The organism is Rhodococcus sp. IC4_135, from assembly GCF_011602025.1.
GTDB classification, from domain to species: Bacteria; Actinomycetota; Actinomycetes; order Mycobacteriales; family Mycobacteriaceae; genus Rhodococcus_F; species Rhodococcus_F baikonurensis.
The window spans coordinates 185,835-206,085 of the sequence record NZ_JAAOLG010000009.1 but is presented as its reverse complement, the minus strand read 5'-3'; the positions used below and the strand labels follow the sequence as shown (position 1 = coordinate 206,085).

Sequence of the window (20,251 nt, the reverse complement as noted above, 5' to 3'; positions counted from 1 at the left end):
TGTGCGCGGTTAGGGAGTCTCCGGACTCCTTAACCGCGCACAGCTATGTCGGGGGCATGTTGAGCGGTGTCACGACCTGAACCGGCGACGTCGTAAAGCCGAAGTGAGCGCCCATGGCGCCGTGTTCGTTCATGACCACCTGACAGGCAGTGCGAACATCCGCCCGCAGATCGTGGTGGAGCACCGCCGATATTCGCCTCTCCCCCAGCAGCTTTCGGTTGTCTCCGTCGAGATCGTGGGCGACGAAGACACTGCACTCCCGGTTCAGTTCTTCGAACGCGTCGACCGTGGCCACGTTGCCGCCACCGATCGAATAGACAGCCCGGATCTGTGGATCGGATTCGAGTGCCGCTCGCACCAGTTTCCTACTCGTCTGATCCAGTCCGTCGCTGTTCGGAATGTCGATCAGCCGTCGATGCGGAGCCGAGACGCGCATGGCGGAGCGGAATCCCATCTCCCGTTCTTCCTCCCCGCGGAAGAATCCGCTACTCATGCTCACCAGCACGTTGCCGTCCCGATCCCCCAGCCACTGATCTATCAAGTACGCCGCAGTGGCTCCGGCGGCCCGGTTGTCGATGCCGATGTAGGCGGCTCGCCTGCTGCCGGCAACGTCGGTCACCAACGTGACGACCGGAATCTTTGCCGCCACCAACCGGTCGATCGCCGCCACGACTTCCGGAGTGTCGGGAGCCTTGACGATGACTCCGTGGGAGCCGCGCCGGCGAATCTTGTCGAGCGTCGACGTCATCGCTTCTACCGAACCGGTTTCACGAAAGTGGAACCGAGACCGCACCACTGCGGGCGCAAGGGTCGGCAGTTCGGCCTCGAGCGCGTCACGGACGGCGTCGGAAAACCGTGCGGGAGTTTGCAACACGACGTCGACGATGAACGTGCGGCCGACCAATTTCAATTGCGAGCGTTGGCGTTCCAGGTCCGTGATCGCCTGGCGAACCTCCGATCGTGTGCCCTCACGAACTCCAGGACGGTCGTTGAGCACCCGGTCGACGGTGGCCTCACTCAGGCCAGACTGCTGGGCAATCTCCCGCACTTTGAATCGATGCGCCACAACTACCTCACAATGATGGATATTTGATGGTTTTTCGCTGTTGCTCGAGGTCTTCGTCACAGCCAGACTAAACCCATGACTTCACCGCCGGGCGTAACCAGGCCCGCACTCCTGACCGACACCGTCCTGCTGGTCAGTGGCGGCTCCCAAGGCGTCGGCGCCGGCGTCGTGCGCGCCGCAGTCCGTGAGGGCGCTCAGGTGGCTTTCACCGGCCGACGCCCGGACGTCGGAAAAGCGCTCGAGGCAGAACTACCGGGAACCCACTTCATCGAAGCCGATGTGGCACAGACGGATTCCGCACTCGCCAGCGTGGCCGAGACGATCTCTCACTTCGGCCGTGTGGATGCTCTGGTCAATTCCGCCGGGCTCACCTCCCGCGGAACTCTGCTCGACACCACCGAGGAACTCTTCGACCAGCACATCGCGGTGAACCTTCGCGGTCCGTTCTTCACGATGCAGGCCGCCGTCAAGGACATGCGTGAGCGTGCGGTTGCGGGGTCCATCGTCAACATCATCTCCACGTCCGAACTCGGCGGCCAGCCGTATCTCGCTCCGTACGTGGCAGCGAAGGCCGGGCTGGCGGGACTGACGCGCAACGCCGCCCATGCGCATCGCTGGGATCGGATCCGGATCAACGGTCTCGACATCGGGTGGACACAGACCGAGGGAGAAGACCTCACACAGAGGGCTTTTCACGACGCGGGTGACGACTGGCAGGAACGCGCGGGCAGCACCCTTCCCATGGGCAAGCTCGGACAGGTCGACGAAATCGCCGACTTCGTCGTGTTCCTGCTCTCCGATCGCAGCGGAGTCGTGACGGGTTCGATCATCGACTGGGACCAGAACGTCTTCGGAGGGCTGGACTGATGGGCGCTCGCATCGGAGTCGTCGGACTCGGAAGAATCGGCAGCTACCACGCCCGAAACTTGCTCGCGATGGACGGCGTCGACTCACTGGTTGTCACGGACGTCGACGCACGTCGAACCTCGGACGTGGCAACCGAACTCGACGTGGAGTCCGCTGCCGATCCCGACGCGCTTTTCGCCTCGGGAGTCGACGGCGTCCTGGTGGCCGCATCGTCGAGTTCGCACGCCGAGCTGATCGAAGCCGCTGTCCGCCGGGGAATCCCGACGTTCTGCGAAAAGCCCGTCGCCGATTCCATCGAATCTTCTGTTCGTGTACTCGAAGCCGTCGAGCTGACGTCGGTACCGGTCCAGATCGGATTTCAGCGCCGGTTCGACCCGTCATTCGTGGCGGCGTACGACGCAGTTCGATCCGGCGAACTCGGTTGGATACACACTCTCCGATCGACGACCCTCGATCCCGCTCCCCCGCCGATCTCGTACATCGAACACTCCGGCGGCATCTTCCGCGACTGCTCGATCCACGATTTCGACATCGTCCGGTGGGTCAGCGGCCGCGAAGTCACCACGGTTTTTGCCACCGGCTCGAATCAGGGCGACCGGGCGATCGCCGAGACCGGTGACGTCGATACCGCCGCAACGGTTCTCACTTTCGAAGGCGGAACCATCGCGGTCGTGTCGAATACTCGCTACAACGGTCGCGGCCACGACTGCAGGCTCGAAGTGCTCGGTTCGGTGGATTCGGTTGCTGCGGGGCTGGACGACCGCTTGCCGCTCCGCTCGCTCGACCCCGGAATCTCGTTCCCCGCGAAGTCGCCGTACACGTTCTTCATGGACCGCTTCACCTCCGCCTACCGTGCGGAACTAGAAGCATTCCTCGACGTAATCGCCGGGCGGCGGGAATCGCCCTGTACCCCCGCAGATGCGGTCGAGTCTGCCTGGATCTCCGAAGCTGCAACGCATTCTCTGCGCCAGGGTCGGCCCGTCACGATCACCGAAGTCAAAGATCTGTTCCTTCACGACAAGAATGAGGCACACACATGAGCACTCCCCGCATCGCCGGCGCACCGATCTCCTGGGGCGTGTGCGAAGTCCCGGGCTGGGGCTACCAACTCGACCCAGCGCAGGTTCTCCGCGAAATGCGCGAAGTCGGTCTGGCGGCAACGGAAATCGGACCGGAGGGCTTTCTGCCGACAGCACCCGCCGAAATGGCCAAGGTGCTCGCGGATCACGATCTGAGCGCAGTCGGCGGGTTCGCACCGGTACTACTGCACGATGACGATCACGATCCGGTGCCCGGCATCTCCCCCATCCTCGACGGTTTTGTCGCCTCAGGCGCCGAAGTTCTGGTCCTGGCCGCCGCGACGGGCTCCGACGGCTACGATTCACGTCCGGAACTGGACGAGCAGAGTTGGAAAACCCTGCTGCACAATCTCGATCGCCTCGCTGACGCCGCGGCCGAACGTGGCATTCGGGCGGTCGTCCACCCTCACGTCGGAACGATGATCGAGCAACGCGACGAGGTCCTTCGAGTGCTCGACGGCTCGGCCATCCCACTGTGCCTCGACACCGGCCATCTGTTGATCGGGGGCACCGATCCCGTCGACCTGGCACGTCAGGCTCCCGAGCGCGTCACCCACGTACATCTCAAGGACGTCGACGATGCCCTCGCATCACGCGTTCGCAGCGGTGAGCTCACCTACACCGACGGAGTCAAGGCGGGAATGTACCGCCCGCTCGGTGGCGGCGACGTCGACATCGCCGGCGTCACAGCCATATTGCAGCGCCACGGTTTCGACGGGTGGTACGTGCTCGAGCAGGACACCATTTTGACCGAGGCCCCGTCCGACGAGGGACCGGTGCGCGATGTGCGAGCCAGCGTCGAGTATCTGCGGTCGGTTCTGTGACGGTCACTCCGCTGCGAATCGGCATTCTGGGAGCGTCACGCATCGCCGAGAACGCGATGATCAAACCTGCAACGGCCACTGGGCACCGCCTGGTGGCCGTTGCCGCACGCAGCCCCGAGCGGGCCGAAGCCTATGCGGAACAACATGGAATCGAACGGGTTGTCGGTTCGTACGCCGAGCTGATCTCGGATCCGGAGGTGGACGTCGTCTACAACGCGCTGCCCAACAGCCTGCACGGGCCGTGGAATCTCGCCGCCATTCAGGCCGGCAAGCACGTGCTGACGGAGAAACCGTTTTCGAGCAACGCGGCGGAAGCGCGTGCTGTAGCCGACGCAGCATGCGTGAGCGGAGTGACGCTGCTCGAGGGATTCCACTACCTCTTTCATCCGGTGAACCGGCGCCTGTTGGATGTGGTTCGGAGCGGCACAGTCGGCGCGGTCACTCGGGTGGAAACCGTACTGCGGATGCCCAGGCCATCCGAGAACGACCCGCGGTGGCAACTCGCTTTGGCAGGTGGGTCACTGATGGACTTGGGCTGCTACGGATTACATGCGTCCCGGACGCTGGGTGACGCCTGCGGCGGTGCGCCGAGTGTCACCGAGACTCGGCACGAGGAATATGCCCCGGGGGTCGATTCGTGGTTCGACATCGAACTCGAGTATCCCGGCGGCGCCACGGCATCCGTTGTGACAACGATGTTGGACGAGCAGTACCACTTCACCTTCCGGGTCTTCGGAACCAACGGAGACGTCCTGGTGCACAACTTCCTCCAGCCGGACGTCGACGACCGTGTCTCTGTCACGGCGAGTGGGCGCACGAGCGTCGAGCATCTGGGTATGAAGTCGTCGTACACCTACCAACTCGAGGCGTTGGCCGATCATCTGTCCGGGGTCTCAACGCTACCCATCGGGCCGGCCGACGCCGTAGCCAATATGACGTTGATCGACGAGGCGTACGTGCATTCCGGCCTCGGGGCTCGGCCGACGACCATCCTCTGACGAAACGACTGCGGCCTCGATTCGAGTCGAACCGAGGCTGCAGTCGTAAGGTTTAGATCTAGCGGCGAAGCTCGTGGGTCAGTGTCTCGAGCTCGTCACCGCCCGCCATCTCCTTGGTGAGTTCTTCGAGCGAGATGTCGTCGTATTTGGCGTCGAGTTTCTGACGTCCTCGGTTGAGGAGTACGAAGTGATCTCCGACCATGTAGGCGTGGTGCGGGTTGTGCGTGATGAAGATGACGCCGAATCCCTGTTCCTTGGCAGCGGTGATGTAGCGCAACACCATTCCTGACTGCTTGACGCCGAGTGCTGCGGTCGGCTCGTCGAGAATCAGCACACGCGCGCCGAAGAAGATGGCGCGGGCGATGGCAACGCACTGACGCTGTCCGCCCGAGAGGCTGCCGATCGGTGCGTCGACGTCGGGCAGTTCGATGCCCATCTTCGACAGTTCCGAGAGCGTTGTCGCGCGCATGGCGTTGGCGTCGAGCGACTTGATGAGGCCGCCCTTACGAAGTTCCTGGCCGAGGAAGAAGTTGCGCCACACCGGCATCAGCGCGACGACGGCAAGATCCTGATAGACCGTCGCAATGCCTTTGCCGAGGGCTTCTTTCGGAGAGTGGAACGTGGTCGGCTCGCCGTCGACGAGCAGTTCACCTTCGCTCTGCTGGTGCAGTCCGGCGATGATCTTGATCAGCGTGGACTTGCCGGCACCGTTGTCACCGAGCACGCCGGTCACTTCACCCGCGCCGACGCGCAGGTTGATGCCCTTGAGCGCGATGATGTTTCCGTATTGCTTACCGACGTCCTTGAGCTCGATCAGTGGCACGTTGCCGCCCGAGTTCGAGAGAGCGGGAACTTCAGCTGTGGTACTCATGTGTCACCTTTTCGCAGCGTAGTTGCGGAATGCGTTGTTGGCGATGACCGCGAACAGCAGCATGGCGCCGAGGAAGAACTTGAACCAGTCCGGGTTCCAGCCTGCGTAGACGATGCCCTGGTTGGTCATACCGAAGATGAATGCGCCGATCGCAGCGCCGATCGCGGTTCCGTAACCACCGGTGAGCAAGCAACCGCCGATGACTGCGGCAATGATGTACAGGAACTCGTTACCTACGCCCTGTCCGGACTGAACGGTGTTGAACGAGAACAGCAGATGCATGCCGACGAACCAGGCGGCAAAACCGACGGTCATGAACAGACCGATCTTGACTGCGGTCACCGGGACACCGATCGCGCGTGCGCTGTCCTGATTGCCGCCGACCGCGAAGATCCAGTTGCCGATCTTGGTCTTGAACAGAACAAACGTGGCGATGGCGGTGAACAGCAGCCACCACACCACCGTGATCTTGACCGACACCCCGAAAACCGAGAACGACGATGCGAATACCTTTTTGGCGGAATCGAATCCGGCCATGTCGGAGACGCTGGGTGTTGCAACCTGACCACTCACGAGCTTGGTAACGGCCAGGTTGATACCGGTCAACATCAAGAACGAACTCAAGGTGATGAGGAAGCTGGGAATCTTCGTCTTCATGACGAGGTAGCCGTTGAAGAATCCGACCGCGAGCGAGACGACCAGCGCCAGAATCGCGCCCACCCACAGATTGAGGTGCAGGTTGTAGGCGATCATCGACGCGGCGAGCGAGGACGTGGTGACTGCGACGCCGGCGGAGAGGTCGAACTCGCCGCCGATCATGAGCAGGGCGACGGCACAAGCCATGATACCGATCGTAGAGCTGGAGTAGAGCACTGTCGCAAGCGCTTCCGGCGTACGGAACGGTGCCGCGACGATACAGAAGAAGATGAAGATGGCGATGGCGCCGACAAGTGAACCCATCTCCGGGCGGAGCAACAGACGCTGAATGCGCTTCTGCTCCTTCACCCGTTCATCGGTGACGACCTTGTGGGCGGCAAGGTCGAGATCTGCCTGAGTGGACATGATTTCCCTTCCGTGCTGGACAGGCGCACGGAGGGGTGGTGTCTCAGCCCTCCGTGCGCCCGGATCAGCGAGTTCCGTTCTTGGCGTACTCGGCGACCGAGTCGATGTTGGTGTTGTCGATGAACGCGGGTCCGGTCAGGGTCGGCAAGCCGCCACCGATCACGTTGCCGTTGTTGAGGTAAAGCCACAGCGAATCGATGGCGAGATAGCCCTGCAGGAAGGGTTGCTGGTCCACTGCCCACTGCACGTCACCCGATTTGATGGCGTCGACGAGCGCCGCGTTGGTGTCGAAGGTGACGACCTTCGCCTTGCTGCCCGCATTGCCGACCGACGTCACGGACGTCAAGGCAAACGGCGCACCGAGCGCGAGAACTCGATCGATTGCCGGGTCCTGTTGAAGTTTCGCGGTGATCGTCGACTCCACCGACGGCATGTCCTTGCCGTTGACGTTGAGAATCTCCGTCGTTCCCTTGAACGACTTCTTCACACCGGCACAACGTGATTCGAGGCTCACGTTGCCCTGCTCCTGAATGACGCACAGCACCTTGGTGGCGCCTTCGGTGTTGAGTCGTTCGCCGGCAGCTTCACCGGCAATCGACTCGTCCTGACCGAAGTACTCCTTGACGCCCATGTCCTTCCAGGTTTCGAGGCCCGAATTGAGGGCGACCACCGGAATGCCTGCGGCAGTCGCACTTTGGACCGCGGCAACCATGGCGTCAGGCTTCGCGAGGGTGACGGCGATCCCGTCGACCTTGCTGTCGATCGCGCTCTGAACCAGGTTCGCCTGGTTCGGCGCCTCGGGATCGGCAGAGTACCGAAGTTCGATGTTGTCCTTCGCCGCTGCGGTTTCGGCGCCCTTGCGCACCAGATCCCAGAATGTGTCACCGGGAACTTCGTGGGTGATCATCGCGATGGTGGCGCGGGGCGTGTCCGCCGTACCCGCACCCATTCCGGATCCTGAGGAATCCGGCTTTCCACCGGTACTCGAACAGGCGGCCAGACCCAAGACCACGACTGAGGCTCCGGCCAGTACGGCAACGCTCTTGCGTCCCGTGAGAAACGACATGTGAACTCCCTCTCGACATCAACCAACGGCCCGCGAACGGATGGTGCTCGGTTGTATGTGAAAGATGTAATACCCGTCACAGTCGAATGTCAATAGTTTGTTCTGACATTAGGACTGCTTATCAAAGACCGGACAAACTGGTTGGAGTCGAAACAGCTGGTCAACGCCCCGCGGGTCCAGTTGAACCTCGAACCACAAGTTGCGGCTGCACGACAATGTCCTTTCCCAATGGCCCACTTCCGCCGTCGAGACGTTCGGAGATCCGCTCGACCGCAGCGCCACCCAGAAACGCCGTGTCCTGCCCGACGCTGGTCAGATCGATGTGCGCCAAACCGGCCAATGCGCTGTTGTCGAATCCGATCACGGACACCTCGCCCGGCACCGAGATTCCGGCTCGCAGAAAGACGTCGAGAACTCCGAGTGCGCAGCGATCGTTGAAAGCGAAGACCGCCCCGGGTAGTCCCCCCTCGACCATCGACTGCGCGGCATCTGCGCCGAACTCCTCCGTGAGACCACCCGGAAGAATCCTCGACTCCAGACCTGCCGCCCGCATGGCCTTGCGATAGCCCTGACGCCTCTCCTGAGCGCCGGGACCGCGTCCACCGTCGACGTGGACGATCGAGCGGTGCCCGAGTTCGACGAGATGATTCACGGCCATCACGGCGCCCGCCTCGTCGTCCGTGCGGACAACGTCCACATGTGCTGAGGGCATCTTCCGGGCGAGCACGACGACGGGAACCTTGGCGGCCAGGTCGACGATCTCCGATTCCGGTGCCTGTGAACCCAACAGCAAGATCGCCTCGCATCGGTCGTCGAGAAGGGTACGCACGGCGCGCGAGCCAGGCCTGCGATCCGAGACGGCACTGAGGACGACGTCGTAGCGCAACCTTTCCGCCGCGTCGTAGATCTCGTCGAGCAACTCCGCGTGAAATGTCTGCGCTGCAACGTAGCTCACGCCGATCAAGCGACTGCGATGTTGACGCAACAGTCGCGCCGCGGTATCGGGTCGATAGCCGAGTTGATCAGCGGCCGCCTTGACCCGAACGCGCGTCGCATCGCTGGCACCCGGGGCGTCACGAATGACGATGGACACCAGTGCGCGTGACACACCGGCCAGGTCTGCTACGTCTTGCAAGGTGGGACGTCGACTGTTCACCTCCACAGACTAGATCGTTCCAGCAAAAATGCACCGAAACGTTGACGCGAGGAGCAACCGGCGCTTTACTGACAGCACTAGAACGATCTAGTTCCTCACTCTCACTCCGAACGGAGCCCCAATGTCTGCCCCTGTTGCAGTCGGTCTCATCGGCGCCGGATGGATCGGCCGCTTCCACGGCGAATCCGTCGCACTGCGCATCCCTGGCACACGTCTGGTCGCCGTCGCCGACCCGGTGCCCGGCGCTGCAGCGTCATTGATCGAGCGCGTCAGTCCCGACGCTCGCGCGTACACCGATGCCCTCGCGTTGATTGCCGATCCGAACGTCGAGGCGGTGCTCATCAGTACGCCCGCCCCGACACATACCGATCTCGTGGTCGCGGCTGCGGAGGCCGGCAAACATGTCTTCTGCGAGAAGCCGATGGCTTTGACACTCGCGGACGCCGATCGAGCAATCGACGCGTGCGCCACGAACAACGTCGCGCTGCAAGTCGGTTTCAATCGCCGTTTCGCCGCCGATTTCGCGGCGGCCCACGACGTGATCACCTCCGGCGGAATCGGAACCCCACAGCTACTGCGTTCCCTGACGCGTGATCCTGGCATCACTGCCGACGTCGCCGCCCGGGTCAAACCGAGGACCATCTTCAACGAGACACTGATTCACGACTTCGACGCTCTGCTCTGGCTCAACCCCGGCGCACGCGTCGTCGAGGTGTTCGCACAGGCCGATGCTCTCATCCACCCGCAGTACAAGGAACAGGGTTACCTCGATACGTCGATGGTTCAGTTGCGCTTCGACAACGGCGCCCTCGCGTCGGCCGAGGCCAACTTCCAGGCCACCTACGGTTACGACGTGCGCGGCGAGGTTTTCGGTTCCGGTGGAATGGTCAGCGCAGGCGAGGTCACGCGGACCGCGATGCGCCATTACAGCTCACCGGGCATTCTGGCCGACACACCTCGGGTGAACATCGAACTGTTCCATGACGCATATGTCGCCCAGTTGGCACATTTCGCCGACTGCATCCGCTCCGGTGCTGCGCCGTCAGTCGACGGTCTCGATGCCCGCAATGCGCTGGAAATCGCCCTGGCGGCAAAAGAATCCGTGGAGACCGGACTGCCCGTTTCGCTGCTGTCGGTGCGGCGATGAGCCCCTTCGACCTGGCGGTCTCCGCCGAGATGACGTTCACCGAACTCGCCTTCGTCGAGCGTGTCCAGCGGATCTCGGAGGCGGGATTTGCAGTCGAGATCTGGAGTTGGCAAGACAAGGACCTCGATGCTCTGGTCGCCACCGGGGCTCGGTTCTCCTCGATGACCGGCTACCTCCACGGCGATTTGTTCGACGAAGCGGGCAGCGCCGAACTGGTCCGCACGGCGCAGCTGTGCCTCGCTCCAGCAGCGAAACTCGGTGTTCCCCGGCTGAACTTCCATACCGGCGAGCTGGTCGACGGACAGGCTGCGCGCCCGCAATATCGAACTAGGGGAGCGATGTGGCTGACGGCCCAACGCGCTCTGGAGAAGATCGCGCAACTGGGCGAAGACGCCGGAGTCGTCTTCTGTCTCGAAAACCTCAATACGATCGTCGATCACCCCGGAGTACCGATGGCCCGCGCCAAAGACACTCTGGCACTGGTGGAATCCGTCTCACATCCAAACCTCAAGATGATGCTCGACCTCTACCACGCTCAGATCGGCGAAGGAAATCTCATCGAACTCGTGCGGCGCTGTGGTGACAACATCGGCGAGATTCAAGTGGCAGACGTTCCGGGGCGCTGTGAACCCGGCACGGGCGAGATCAACTACCCCGCTATCGCACGCGTTCTCGCCGAGCAGGGATACACCGGCACAATCGGTTTGGAGGGGTGGGCATCGGGAGACAGTGACACCGCACTCGATGCTTTCCGGAGGGCCTTCACTCTCTAGCTCTCACCCGGGAACGTGATCCCGTCGCAGCGCGCGGATCTTCCGTCACCGGTCCAGTCCACGGGGCCGCTTGCTGAGGGCTTTTTGATGGATTTCAGGGGTAGTTTCGATGGCTTCACCTTGGCAGTCTTTGAGGACCAGCTCATCGTGAACACCGCAGGAAAGGTCCCGAATGACTCCCCCACTGACCGACCACACCGTGCCGTTCGCGGGTAGGTTGCACCGAAAAGATTGCAACATCGACGCCTTCGCGGCTCTGGTCACGCACGAGACAGACCTTGCCGATTACCCGTACGCCGATTCGGTGGCCGACGGCGTTCTTCTGTACCGCTCGGACTCACTGGTCGAGCAATCGGCGAATTCTGACATCCGTGCCGAGATCCAGGACGAGATCGCCCGGGCGTTACTCACAGGCCCCGGCATCACAGTCTTTCAAGGCGCGTTCGACGCGGAGATACTGGATCGCGCCAGCGCGGTTTTTCGTGAACTCATTGCGCGCCAACACGAATCCGGCGCAGCGTCCGGAGATCACTTCGCCAAGCCTGGCGCCAACGATAGGATCTGGGGTGCACAACTGAAGTTGGCGCTCGAAGATCCCCGGACCTACGTGGACTACTACGCGAACAGCATTGTCGATTTGGTGTCGGAAGCCTGGCTGGGCCCCATGTATCAGGTGACGTCGGACGTCAACGTCGTCAATCCCGGTGGCGCCGCGCAGAACCCACATCGCGACTACCACCTCGGTTTCATGTCGAGCGACGTAGCCGCGAAGTTTCGGGCGCATGTTCACCGCTTGACCCCTGCCCTCACCTTGCAAGGTGCCGTCGCCCATGTGGACATGCCGGCCGAGACGGGGCCGACGAAGTATCTGCCGTACTCACAGCAATTCGAATCCGGATACCTCGCGTTCGAGCGTCCCGAGTTCAAGGAGTTCTTCGAAGCCAACTACGTCCAATTACCTTTGAAGAAGGGAGATGCCGTCTTCTTCAACCCTGCACTGTTCCACGCCGCCGGCCACAACAAATCCGCCGACGTTCTGCGTATGGCAAATCTTCTCCAGGTGTCGTCGGCCTTCGGTCGAGCCCTCGGAACCATCGACCGGGAAGCACTCGTCAACGCGATCTATCCGGCACTGCTCGCCCTCGGCGAGGCGGGGTCCGACGACGCAGTTCGGTGCGCCGTCGCCGCCTCTGCCGAGGGCTACGCCTTCCCGACCAATCTGGACCGAGACCAACCGATCGAGGGCCTCGCGCCTCAGACGCAGGCCGAACTCGTGACGGAGGCGGTTCGTGAGCGGATCTCACCTGATCGACTGGCAAATCTACTGAAGGCACAGTCCGAGAGACGAATGGCCTGAGGGACGGCAGCGCTGAACAGACTTGGACCACTTAATGCCGGTCAGTCGGTACGCTCGGAGCATGGGGTGGGATTTGTTAGTGCTGTTCGCCATGGTCGGCCCGTTGGCGATGTTCGGGTGGGCGGCTGTCCGGGCGAAGCGCCGCGGACTCGGTGGCTCGTTCGTGGGGCCGTTTCAGGAGATGTTCGATCCCGGTGCTGCGCGAGCACAGACGGTCGTCGAACAGATCGCGGAACTACCGGATCCTGCGGACTCCGGCGATCCGGACAACGACGACGATGTGCCGTACACAGTCGCCTATGAGGGTGTTCGGCTCCACATCAACCCAGGTAGGGCTCGACAGCGTGGGGGCGACGGGACCGCCAGGCGAGCCGAGTGACAGTCGGACCGGATACAACTCGAGGGAGAATTGGTTCGGTCAGGACCCGCGCAGTTGATAGGTGACACCGTTCTCCAACTCGTCCGAGCTGAAGGACTCCGGAGAGAAGTGCCCCAAGCTCACCTCGTAGTTTCTCTGGTTTGCGGGGACGGCATCAAAGTGTGCGGTGTAGGAGCAGGTGCTCGTTCCGTCGGGAAGTTGATCGATTGCCTCGACCTCGATTGGCGACCTTGTAGATGCTGCGCCACTACCCCCGAAAATCTGAATCTGGTCGTTCGGAGCAACACGGATCATGTCGATCACGCACTCTCCGGAGCCCGCCTCGGCCTGCTCTGCCTGACCGGTCACCGTTATCGTGGCGGCAAAGGTTTTCGGCACATCGACATTGGTTGCGCAGCTTGTCAGCATCAGCGCTCCCACAGAGCCCGCCGCCGCAGCCGCAACCTGTGCTGACCTTCGCCTCATAGTCGTCAACGGTAGTGCGTCCGAGACGTCTCGGGGTCTCGGTTGTCGAAGTCGAAGGGTCGCGCGCGGTCCCTCGCCGGCCGACCGAACCACGTGGACAGCTGAGTGTCCAACTCCGCCTGCGTATCCCCCAGCCACACCACATGACCATCCGGTCGAAGCAGGACAGCCGGAGCGTCCAGTTCAGCGCTGGTGTCGATGACGTGATCGACGCGGTCGTTCCAACCATCGACCGACAGTTTGCCGCCCTGGTCGAGCAGAAGTCCACGGCCGGAGCGCATCAGGTCGTACAGGTTGCCGCGCGTCAACGCGATGTCCCTCAGCCTCCGACCGAGTAGGTCGTCGCCTGCGCCGAAGTCGTAGCGAATCGAGATCGCAGTGATCTTCTCGGTCAGATAGCGCTTGACGTCTTCGAATTCCATCAACTCGGAGACCAAGCGACGGACTGCTTGCGGACCGGCCGCGGTGGAGATCAACTCTGCCTGCGCACGCGTGTTGTCCAGTACGTCGGCAGCGACCGGACGCCGTTCCGATTCGTACGTGTCGAGCAGACCATCCGGTGCCCAGCCGTTGATCTCGGCGGCAAGCTTCCAGCCGAGGTTGAAGGCATCCTGGACACCGAGATTGAGGCCTTGACCGCCCATCGGCGGGTGGATGTGGGCGGCATCGCCGGCGAGAAAGATCCGGTCACGCCGGTAGTGCTCAGCCAGACGGGTGGCGTCACCGAAGCGCGAGAGCCACCGCGGCGAGTGCACACCGAAGTCGGTGCCCGCGATGGCCAGTAGCTGTTGCTTGATGTCGTCGAGGGTGGTGGGAACCGCGCGACCGTCGGCAACTTCGGCCGCGGGCACCACGACGCGAAAAGCACCATTGCCGGCGGGACCGACTCCGAATCGTTTGTGCGTTTCGCGAATTTCGGCGACAACTGCTGCCAGTTCGTCAGCCGGCATGGTCACGTCCATTTCGCCGATCAGGGTGTCGGCGCTCGACGGCTCGCCGGGAAACCCGACGTCGATCAGCTTCCGTACAGTGCTGCGGCCGCCGTCGCAGCCTACGAGGTAACGCGCATGAAGTGTTGTGCCGTCCGACAATTCCGCTGTGACATTGTCGGCGTCTTGACGGATCGCGACGACGCGCTTTCCGCGCCGAATGTCCGCGCCGACGTCGATGGCGTGTTCGGCAAGAATCCTGTCGATCTCGGGCTGAGGTATCCCCAGTACGTATCCGTGGGCAGTATCGAGGTGAGCGGGTGCTGGTTTGCTGATCCCGGCAAAGAATCCACCGAGCGGGTACTTGCGGCCGTGCGCGAGGAACGTATCCAGCAACCCGCGCTGCTCCATGATTTCGATGCTGCGCACATGGATACCGAGGGCACGGACGAACTGAGTCGGCTCCTCGTCCTTGTCCACGACGACGACATCGACGCCCTGTAGCCGGAGCTCACCTGCCAACATCAATCCAGTTGGTCCAGCACCGACAATGATGACGTCACTCATGCGATCCCCTCCTTCGGGCAAGGCATTTGCTTGCTCGCAGCAGACGAGTGTGCACCATCACCCGGGCCTTGCCGCAAGCCCCGGGTCCCGCGTTATGATGAAAGTGGCGGGAGGCACTTCTCATCGGCGCGCCAACACCACAGCACCTGTATCGCGTGGGAGCCGCCAACTTTCGATCACCGTCGGCACCAGCAAGATTCCGAGGACACCCAGAGTCAGCGAAAACGGCGCTCCGTCGCCGACATCGCCCGACTCCGACAACGGTGTGCAGAGCGTGATCACCAACGCGGACAGCGCAATACCCAGACCGGACGCCAACTCTTGCAGAGTTGCATGCAGGGTGTTGGCATCGGTCAGTTCCCCCGAGTCGACTTCGGCGAACGCCACGCTGTTGTACGCGGTGAACCCGATGGATCGCAGCGCGCCACTGACAAACAGTGCGACGGCTATGACGACGTCCGGTGTCGTCGAAGAAATCAGAGCCAGCGCACCGAAGCACACCACCGACAGAACTCCGTTTCCCACCAGAACTCGTCTGATCCCGAACCTGCGCATGAGCGGCGTGGTGAGCGGTTTGATCGCGATATTGCCCGCAAACAGGGCCATCGCCAACAGACCGGCCTTGAACGCCGACATTCCAAATCCCACTTGGAACAACAGTGGCAGCACAAACGGCACACCCGTGATCACGAGCCGGTACAGCGAGCCGCTCGACGCGACGATCCGAAACGATCGGAGCCGGAGGACCCCGAGCGCAATGAGCGGGTGATCCGACCGGAGGAGGTGAATGACGGCCAAGGTCAACAAGATCAGAGACACAACGATCCCGAGGCCCACTCGAATCCAATCGGTCCCGGAACTGTGCACGCTGTCGAGTGCCACAACGAGCACGGCGACGCCTGCTCCGATCACCACCAGGCCCAGCCAGTCGAGGCTTCGTTTTTGCACTTTCCGAAGATCGGGCACCATGCGCAATGCAAGGAGAAACCCGACGATCCCGATCGGGATGTTGATCAGAAAGATCCAGCGCCACGACGCGATCGACACGATGGCTCCACCCACAGCGGGCGCAAGAACCGGCGCTGTGAGCGCCGGCCACGTCAAGTAAGCGATAGCCCGTACGAGTTCCGCCTTCGACGTCACCCGCAATACTGCGAGCCGCCCTACCGGCACCATCATGGCGCCGCCTACCCCTTGTAGTGCGCGCATTCCCACCAGCATCGGCAGGGACGTGCTCAGTGCACATCCCACCGACGCCACCGTGAAAACGGCTATGGCAGAGATGAAGACACGTCGCGTTCCGAACCTGTCGGCCATCCATCCGCTCGCCGGGATCAGGACGGCCAACACCAGGAGATACGAAGAAACGGCGACATTGACGTCGACGGCGTCAACTCCGAAGGATTGGGCGATCGACGGCAGTGCGGTTGCGAGAATCGTCGCATCGAGCATCTCCATGAACAGTGCTGCTGCCACCAGCAACGCCAGTCCGCGGGGAAATGTCACTGCGCCAGAGCCTTTCGGAGCAATTCTCGATCAGCCGAGAGAAATCCAGCCACCGGAGGAGACCGAGGCAACCATCGCGTCCAGAGCCTGCGCCGACGCGACAGCATCAGCGATGGTCGCGCCCTGCGGCGCTCCGTCCACGATCGAGGAGACGAAATTGCGAGCCTCGATGACCTTCAGGTCGTCATAACCCATGGCGTTGGCCGCGCCGGGTTGGAAGCGGCCGAACTCTCCCGACTCGGGGCCGACCAAAACCGTCGTGACGGATTGGTCCTGATACTTCGAGCCGAGGCTGGTGCCCAGTTCACCCATCCGGCGGTAATCCCAGAACACGGCACCCTTCGTACCGTGAATCTCGAATCCGTAGTTGTTCTGCTCTCCCACGGCGACGCGGCACGCTTCGAGTGTGCAGCGGCCGCCCGAGCCGAGCCGCAGCAGTGCGCTGACGAAGTCTTCGTTCTCGACAGCTCCCATCTCCCCGCCGCTGGCCCGGGCATGTCCACTGGTAGCGGCGGACGGACGCGCGCGCTCCGGAATGAAGATCGCAGTATCCGCAACGAGAGCGTCGATGTCGCCGAGGAGATGCCTGATCAGATCGATACCGTGTGAAGCCAAGTCGCCGAGGACGCCCGCGCCGCCGCGCTCACGCTCGTATCGCCAACTCAAAGCACCTTCGGGATGCGCCGCGTAGTCACTCAGGAAGCGAAAACGCGAATGCGTGATCGTGCCCAACTCCCCCGAGTCGATCAGGGTTTTTGCCAGGGCGACTGCCGGCGCATTTCGATAGTTGAAACCGACGGTCGACTGCACACCGGCCTTCGAGACAGCTGCTGCAACAGCTTTCGCATCATCCGTCGACAATCCGACGGGCTTTTCGATCCAGATGTGTTTGCCGGCCTCTGCCATTGCGATGCCGATGTCACGGTGCAAGAAGTTCGGGGCCGTGATGCTCACCGCGTCGATGGTCGGATCGGCCGCGATGTCACGCCAATCCTGGGTGAAAGCCTCGAAACCGAATTGGTCCGCCGCTTCCTGCCCTCGGCCTGGCACCTCGTCGGCGACGGCGGCCAGGCGGATCACGGGGAGCTGGGGATAGTGCTGCCGCAGACGCAGATACGCCTGCGTGTGGACGCGGCCCATCCATCCGAATCCGGCAACTGCTACTGAAATGCCTGTCATGAGGCTCCGTTCGGGTCAAATGATCGAAGGATCGCAGAAATGTCGGGACCACAAATCACCCCCACTGACTCGGTCAGGCGGGTACTCGTGTCACCGGGATCGAGATCTAGCGGTCGACCACGGTGGTGTCGAAGTAGTAACGCGACGCTCGGTAGCAGTGGCTGCCGTACTCGACGGCACTACCTGAATCGTCAAATGCAGTGCGGCTCATGGTCAAGAGGGCAGCACCCACTTTCTCGTCGAGCAATCCTGCTTCTTCGCGAGTCGCCGCCCGAGCGCCGATTCGCTGCCGTGCCACTCGGATGTGAACGCCGCGAGTTCGCAAGGTTTGGTAGAGCCCCTGCGTCTCCAACTCCTCGGGATCGGGTGCGATGTCCACCGGAATGTAATTGGTCATCACTGCAAGCGGTTCGCCGTTGGTGCTGCGCAGACGCCTGATGGTGGCCACTTCGGCGTCGGGTTCGAGGTTGAGTTCCGCGGCAACGTCCTCGGCGGGAACTCCCACCGTGAACTCGAGCAGCTTGGTCGTCGGCGCCTGGCCTGCCCTCGCGAGGTCGTCGAACAGGCTGGTGAGCTCGACCGGGCGGTGCACCGGACTCTGCACCACCTGAGTTCCGACTCCCCGCTTACGAACTAGTAGGCCCTTGTCCACCAGTTCCTGGATCGCGCGTCGCGTGGTCGGACGCGAGAGATTGAGCCGTTTGGCCAACGCCAGTTCGTTCTCGAAGCGATCACCTGGGGCAAGGTCGCCACCGAGAATAGCTCCCTCGATTGCCTGGGCCAGCTGAAAATACAGCGGTACCGGGCTCGAGCGGTCCAACTCGACGGCGAGTGCTGCGACCACGGTCAACTCCGATCTGTCTTGGGAAGGCGCCGCATCGACGCTACTTCTCTCGGCAGTGTATGCGAACACTAACATTCACTTGACCGCAAGTCATAATGTCCAGACAAACTATTGACAATCGCTGTGTCGCGGCGCACAGTTTCAGTCATACATCGGTGCCCTGCGTGGGCAACCCACCACGAACTCTCGGGAGTCAGTCTTGACAAGCATCAACACTCACCAGAGCGGGTCACACATCCCTGACGCACCATTCGACGTGCTTGCCATCGGCCGATCGGGGGTGGACATCTACCCACTTCAGACCGGTGTCGGACTCGAAGACGTCGAGACGTTCGGCAAATTCCTCGGCGGCAGCGCAGCCAATGTCTCGGTAGCGGCCGCCCGCCTCGGACGACGAGCAGCGTTGATCTCCGGGGTCGGAAACGATCCCTTCGGAAGGTTCGTCACACGCGAGTTGGCACGTCTGGGCGTCGACAACAGGTTTGTCGTCACCAATTCCGAGTACCCGACACCCGTGACGTTCTGCGAGATCTTCCCCCCTGACGACTTCCCGCTGTACTTCTACCGCAAGCCGCATGCGCCCGACCTTCGGATCACCCCGCAAGACATCGACCTCGACGCCGTTCGAACAGCATCGCTGTACTGGTCGACGGTGACTGGGCTGTCCGAAGAACCGAGCCGCAGCGCACACTTCGCCGCCTGGGAAGCTCGTGAACGCCGCCCGCTGACGGTTCTCGATCTCGACTACCGCCCGATGTTCTGGTCGACGCCCCAGGAAGCGACCGCTCAGGTGCAGCGAGCCCTCGCACACGTGACGGTAGCCGTGGGAAACCGTGAAGAGTGCGAGATCGCGGTCGGTGAGACCAACCCCAACAAGGCCGCCGATGCGCTTCTCGACCTCGGAGTCGAACTCGCCATCGTGAAGCAGGGCCCCAAGGGTGTACTCGGCAAAACGCGAAAGCAGTCGATCACCGTGCCGCCCAACGCCGTCGACGTGGTCAACGGGCTGGGCGCGGGCGACAGCTTCGGCGGATCACTCTGCCACGGACTGTTGGCCGGATGGCCGCTGGAGAAGATACTGCGCTACGCCAACGCGGCCGGTGCGATAGTCGCGTCTCGGCTCGAATGCTCCACGGCGATGCCGACCGCTGAAGAAGTCCACGATCTCGCCGAAGCCACAGCCACGGAGGCAGTCAATGTCTGACAAGCTCGCCGCCCGCCCCCTCGCCACCACCTACGCCGACGTGACGGAACTGCGTGCGAGCGATCCGCAGATCATCGAAAAGGCCTGGGCAGCACGAACTCCTCGCGCCACTGTTCGAGGCAACGGCCGGCTCATGATCGTCGCTGCCGATCATCCGGCGCGTGGGGCACTGTCTGTCGGCGGCAAGCCGACAGCGATGAACAGTCGTACCGATCTGCTGGACCGCTTGCGCACTGCTCTCGACAATCCCGGAGTCGACGGCGTTCTCGGTACCGCGGATATTCTCGACGATCTGCTCCTCCTCGGCGCCCTCGAGGACAAGGTCGTCTTCTCGTCGATGAATCGCGGCGGCCTGGCGGGCGCGAGCTTCGAACTCGACGACCGCATGACCGGATACACCGCGGCCGGCACCGCAAAGTTCGGCATGAACGGCGGAAAGATGCTGCTGCGCATCGCCCTCGACGACGCAGGCACCCTGCCCACGATGACGGCATGTGCCGAAGCCGTGGACGAACTGGCCGCAGCCGGACTGATCGCGATGCTCGAGCCGTTCCTCTCCAGCCGCGTCAACGGCAAGGTCGTCAACGATCTCAGCCCCGACGCCGTCATCAAATCAATCCACATCTCCCAAGGTCTCGGCTCCACCTCGGCGTACACGTGGATGAAACTGCCGGTAGTCGACGAGATGGAACGGGTCATGGATGCGACCACCCTGCCGACGCTCCTCTTGGGCGGCGATCCGCAGATCGCGCCGGAAGAGACGTATGCGAAGTGGGACGCTGCCCTTCAGCTGCCGTCCGTGCGCGGATTGATAGTCGGGCGCGCGCTGCTCTACCCACCCGACGGCGACGTGACGGCTGCCGTCGACACCGCCGTCAAGCTCGTCCACTAGAACCGACCTGGCAGGAGCAA

Annotated in this window: 20 protein-coding genes; 10 read left to right on the top strand and 10 right to left on the bottom strand. The window is 62.6% G+C overall.

What is annotated here, in order from left to right:
- Window positions 1-43 precede the first annotated feature (43 nt).
- Window positions 44-1,066, bottom strand: coding sequence for a LacI family DNA-binding transcriptional regulator (locus G8767_RS18400; RefSeq protein WP_124566465.1), 1,023 nt, complete (start codon window positions 1,064-1,066; stop codon window positions 44-46).
- A gap of 75 nt (window positions 1,067-1,141) precedes the next feature.
- Here G8767_RS18400 and G8767_RS18395 point away from each other — a divergent pair, with 75 nt between their 5' ends.
- From G8767_RS18395 to G8767_RS18380, 4 genes are read left to right on the top strand one after another with little or no spacing between them, the layout of a single operon-like run.
- Window positions 1,142-1,933, top strand: coding sequence for an SDR family oxidoreductase (locus G8767_RS18395; protein ID WP_095969013.1), 792 nt, complete (start codon window positions 1,142-1,144; stop codon window positions 1,931-1,933).
- The gene (locus tag G8767_RS18390) at window positions 1,933-2,973 is read left to right on the top strand and encodes a Gfo/Idh/MocA family oxidoreductase (protein ID WP_166811037.1); all 1,041 of its coding nucleotides are present in this window, start codon (window positions 1,933-1,935) and stop codon (window positions 2,971-2,973) included. Before G8767_RS18395 ends, G8767_RS18390 begins: the two co-directional genes overlap by 1 nt.
- Window positions 2,970-3,836: a TIM barrel protein gene (locus G8767_RS18385; protein WP_166811035.1), complete on the top strand. Its 867-nt coding sequence runs from the start codon at window positions 2,970-2,972 to the stop codon at window positions 3,834-3,836. The genes G8767_RS18390 and G8767_RS18385 overlap by 4 nt, the downstream gene beginning before the upstream one ends.
- Entirely contained in the window at window positions 3,833-4,834 is a 1,002-nt protein-coding gene (locus G8767_RS18380) for a Gfo/Idh/MocA family oxidoreductase (protein WP_166811033.1), read from the top strand. Before G8767_RS18385 ends, G8767_RS18380 begins: the two co-directional genes overlap by 4 nt.
- A gap of 58 nt (window positions 4,835-4,892) precedes the next feature.
- Here the strand turns inward: G8767_RS18380 and G8767_RS18375 are convergent, their stop codons facing one another.
- The 4 genes from G8767_RS18375 to G8767_RS18360 form a co-directional block, all read right to left on the bottom strand.
- Entirely contained in the window at window positions 4,893-5,705 is an 813-nt protein-coding gene (locus G8767_RS18375) for an ATP-binding cassette domain-containing protein (protein ID WP_007727336.1), read from the bottom strand.
- 3 nt (window positions 5,706-5,708) lie between these two features.
- Complete coding sequence (locus G8767_RS18370) at window positions 5,709-6,767, bottom strand: ABC transporter permease (protein WP_003940759.1); 1,059 nt, start codon at window positions 6,765-6,767, stop codon at window positions 5,709-5,711.
- A 64-nt stretch (window positions 6,768-6,831) separates the two neighbouring features.
- Window positions 6,832-7,833 (bottom strand): substrate-binding domain-containing protein, encoded by a 1,002-nt coding sequence (locus tag G8767_RS18365; RefSeq protein ID WP_007727338.1) that lies wholly within the window; start codon window positions 7,831-7,833, stop codon window positions 6,832-6,834.
- Window positions 7,834-7,993: 160 nt separating this feature from the next.
- The gene (locus tag G8767_RS18360; RefSeq protein WP_166811031.1) at window positions 7,994-8,995 is read right to left on the bottom strand and encodes a LacI family DNA-binding transcriptional regulator; all 1,002 of its coding nucleotides are present in this window, start codon (window positions 8,993-8,995) and stop codon (window positions 7,994-7,996) included.
- Window positions 8,996-9,110: 115 nt separating this feature from the next.
- On the opposite strand from G8767_RS18360, the gene G8767_RS18355 reads away from it, so the two are divergent.
- The 4 genes from G8767_RS18355 to G8767_RS18340 all read left to right on the top strand — a co-directional run bounded on the left by G8767_RS18355 (window position 9,111) and on the right by G8767_RS18340 (window position 12,645).
- Complete coding sequence (locus G8767_RS18355) at window positions 9,111-10,136, top strand: Gfo/Idh/MocA family oxidoreductase (protein ID WP_166811029.1); 1,026 nt, start codon at window positions 9,111-9,113, stop codon at window positions 10,134-10,136.
- Complete coding sequence (locus G8767_RS18350; RefSeq protein ID WP_166811026.1) at window positions 10,133-10,909, top strand: TIM barrel protein; 777 nt, start codon at window positions 10,133-10,135, stop codon at window positions 10,907-10,909. The genes G8767_RS18355 and G8767_RS18350 overlap by 4 nt, the downstream gene beginning before the upstream one ends.
- A gap of 172 nt (window positions 10,910-11,081) precedes the next feature.
- Complete coding sequence (locus G8767_RS18345) at window positions 11,082-12,266, top strand: phytanoyl-CoA dioxygenase family protein (RefSeq protein ID WP_166811024.1); 1,185 nt, start codon at window positions 11,082-11,084, stop codon at window positions 12,264-12,266.
- 61 nt (window positions 12,267-12,327) lie between these two features.
- Window positions 12,328-12,645 carry a hypothetical protein gene (locus tag G8767_RS18340; protein ID WP_240952394.1) on the top strand — a complete coding sequence of 106 codons (318 nt, stop codon included), beginning with the start codon at window positions 12,328-12,330 and terminating at the stop codon, window positions 12,643-12,645.
- A gap of 39 nt (window positions 12,646-12,684) precedes the next feature.
- On the opposite strand, the gene G8767_RS18335 is transcribed toward G8767_RS18340, so the two are convergent.
- The 5 genes from G8767_RS18335 to G8767_RS18315 form a co-directional block, all read right to left on the bottom strand.
- The gene (locus tag G8767_RS18335; RefSeq protein WP_240952392.1) at window positions 12,685-13,110 is read right to left on the bottom strand and encodes a hypothetical protein; all 426 of its coding nucleotides are present in this window, start codon (window positions 13,108-13,110) and stop codon (window positions 12,685-12,687) included.
- 5 nt (window positions 13,111-13,115) lie between these two features.
- Window positions 13,116-14,606, bottom strand: coding sequence for a rifampin monooxygenase Iri (iri, locus tag G8767_RS18330; protein WP_166811020.1), 1,491 nt, complete (start codon window positions 14,604-14,606; stop codon window positions 13,116-13,118).
- Window positions 14,607-14,726: 120 nt separating this feature from the next.
- Window positions 14,727-16,112: an MFS transporter gene (locus G8767_RS18325; RefSeq protein WP_166811018.1), complete on the bottom strand. Its 1,386-nt coding sequence runs from the start codon at window positions 16,110-16,112 to the stop codon at window positions 14,727-14,729.
- 30 nt (window positions 16,113-16,142) lie between these two features.
- Complete coding sequence (locus tag G8767_RS18320) at window positions 16,143-17,291, bottom strand: Gfo/Idh/MocA family oxidoreductase (RefSeq protein WP_166811016.1); 1,149 nt, start codon at window positions 17,289-17,291, stop codon at window positions 16,143-16,145.
- Between the two features lie 106 nt (window positions 17,292-17,397).
- Window positions 17,398-18,135, bottom strand: coding sequence for a GntR family transcriptional regulator (locus G8767_RS18315; protein ID WP_166811014.1), 738 nt, complete (start codon window positions 18,133-18,135; stop codon window positions 17,398-17,400).
- Window positions 18,136-18,334: 199 nt separating this feature from the next.
- Here G8767_RS18315 and iolC point away from each other — a divergent pair, with 199 nt between their 5' ends.
- Together iolC and G8767_RS18305 are read left to right on the top strand one after the other, a co-directional pair.
- Complete coding sequence (iolC, locus tag G8767_RS18310) at window positions 18,335-19,339, top strand: 5-dehydro-2-deoxygluconokinase (protein WP_206029480.1); 1,005 nt, start codon at window positions 18,335-18,337, stop codon at window positions 19,337-19,339.
- A complete protein-coding gene (locus G8767_RS18305) occupies window positions 19,332-20,231 on the top strand; it encodes a hypothetical protein (protein ID WP_020969139.1) in 900 nt (299 codons plus the stop codon). Before iolC ends, G8767_RS18305 begins: the two co-directional genes overlap by 8 nt.
- Window positions 20,232-20,251: the final 20 nt, after the last annotated feature.